Annotated in this window: 1 protein-coding gene; it reads left to right on the forward strand. The window is 36.6% G+C overall.

All coding sequences use genetic code 11. The annotated features are described in order from the left end of the window. The first annotated feature begins 96 nt into the window (after positions 1–96). The gene (locus tag BUB85_RS20770) at positions 97–1,698 is read left to right on the forward strand and encodes a transposase (RefSeq protein ID WP_073113369.1); all 1,602 of its coding nucleotides are present in this window, start codon (positions 97–99) and stop codon (positions 1,696–1,698) included. The last annotated feature ends 143 nt before the right edge of the window (positions 1,699–1,841 follow it).

A 1,841-nucleotide genomic window follows, 5' to 3' on the forward strand; every position in this document is an offset into this window, starting at 1 on the left:
ATGAGTTGCCCGACAAATGGGCTATTTGAACCTTGAAAATTTAATATATTATCTTCAAATATGTTACAATGGAGTTATTAAAAAAGGAGTGATTATATGTCTTTCTCATCGAATAACTCACAACAAATCAGCATATTTGATGCTACTTCAAACCTAACAGCCCGCGAATTAAAAATGTTAGATAAATCATGGGCTAAGTATTTTTCGGAAAATGTTTTTCCATATATAGATGAAGAACCTTTCCGCGTATTGTACAGCAATCGCCCATCTCGCCGTAATACACCTGTAAATGTAATCATCGGAGCATTAATCATAAAAGAAATCTTTGGTCTGACTGATGAGGAAATCGTTGAAACACTTCCCTTCGACATCCGTTATCAATATGCCCTGCATACCACTTCATTTGATGAGCAACCACTGAATGATAGAAGCTTGGGACGTTTCAGAGCCAGATGTAATGCGTACGAAGAAACTACTGGTATTGACCTTATCCATGAATGTGTACTTTCTTTATCTGCGGCATTGGCAGATTTAATGAACTTAAATTCCGGACTTAGAAGAATGGATTCTCTTATGATTGCTTCTAATATAAAAAAAATGAGCCGCCTGGAACTGCTATATACTTGCGTATCGAATATGTGTCGGTTTATGAACAAATGTGCTGATGAAAATTTTCCAGAATCATTAACTCATTATCTTGATGATGCTGATCATAATGAGCTACTTTATCATAACCGCAGTGAAAATACTGAGGATAAAATTTCTACTGTTTTACAGGATGCTGTTCTGATTAAGGAAGTCTGCGATGGAAACTACGACGATTCAAGTGAATATCAATTACTGATTCGAGTACTTAATGAACAAACAACTACAGACAGCACTGGTAAAATCATTTTGAAAGACAAAACAGCAGGTATGAATTCAACAATTCTTCAAAATCCAGCTGATCCTGATGCAACCTATAGAAAAAAAGCAGGCAGCGAAAACAGAGGCTATATTGCCAATGTTGTTGAACAGAGTGGCACAGATGGAAGTATTGTGGTTGATTATCAAGTGGAACAAAACATCTACAGCGATAGTCAATTTCTAAAAGACTATATTGAAAAGCAGCCGGAAGATGGTTCTGACAGTACGTTGGTTACAGATGGTGGATATTGTGGAAATGAAAATGCAAAACTTGCAAAAGAAAAGAATATTCAACTGGTAACCACCGATTTAAAAGGTACGGATGTCGCAGACATATGGGCTGATTTTGAATTCAATGAAACTGGAACCGAACTTATAAGGTGTGCAGGAGGATTTATCCCCAAAACAAATGTTTATGACAAAAACACTCAAAAATGCAAAGCATCATTTCCAATAGAAACGTGCAAAGGATGTCCACACTTTGCTGAATGTAACCCAACATTGCATAAGCGCGTATCCACCATAAAATTAGCACAGCGGACCGCTTATCATGCACAGCAACAACGATTTCTAAAAACAGAGGAATTCAAAACACTTGCAAAATACCGTAACGGTGTAGAAACTGTTCCAGCTGCATTGCGCTCGAGACACCATATCGATAAAATGCCAGTGCGTGGATTACTAAAATGCCGTTTACTGTTTGGGATTAAAATAGCTGCAATGAATGTAAGAAAGCTGGTCAAATATATGACCGGTTTGGATTCCTGCACCTTGAATACAGTAAATGCATAAAATCAGGTATGAAATGATCATGCTGTAGCACTAAACATACTTCAAAATCAAGCAAATGTATGCTTGAAGATAATATATTAAATTTTCAAGGAACAATATAGCAAAGAGACTGTGTTATTATGTCTCATTTGTCGCTTAACTCA

It is taken from the genome of Hespellia stercorisuis DSM 15480 (assembly GCF_900142165.1).
Taxonomy (GTDB): Bacteria; Bacillota; Clostridia; order Lachnospirales; family Lachnospiraceae; genus Hespellia; species Hespellia stercorisuis.

Excerpts from the sequence above, each read along its gene's own strand:
- BUB85_RS20770 (WP_073113369.1), top strand. The coding sequence starts at position 97 with ATGTCTTTCTCATCGAATAACTCACAACAAATCAGCATATTTGATGCT.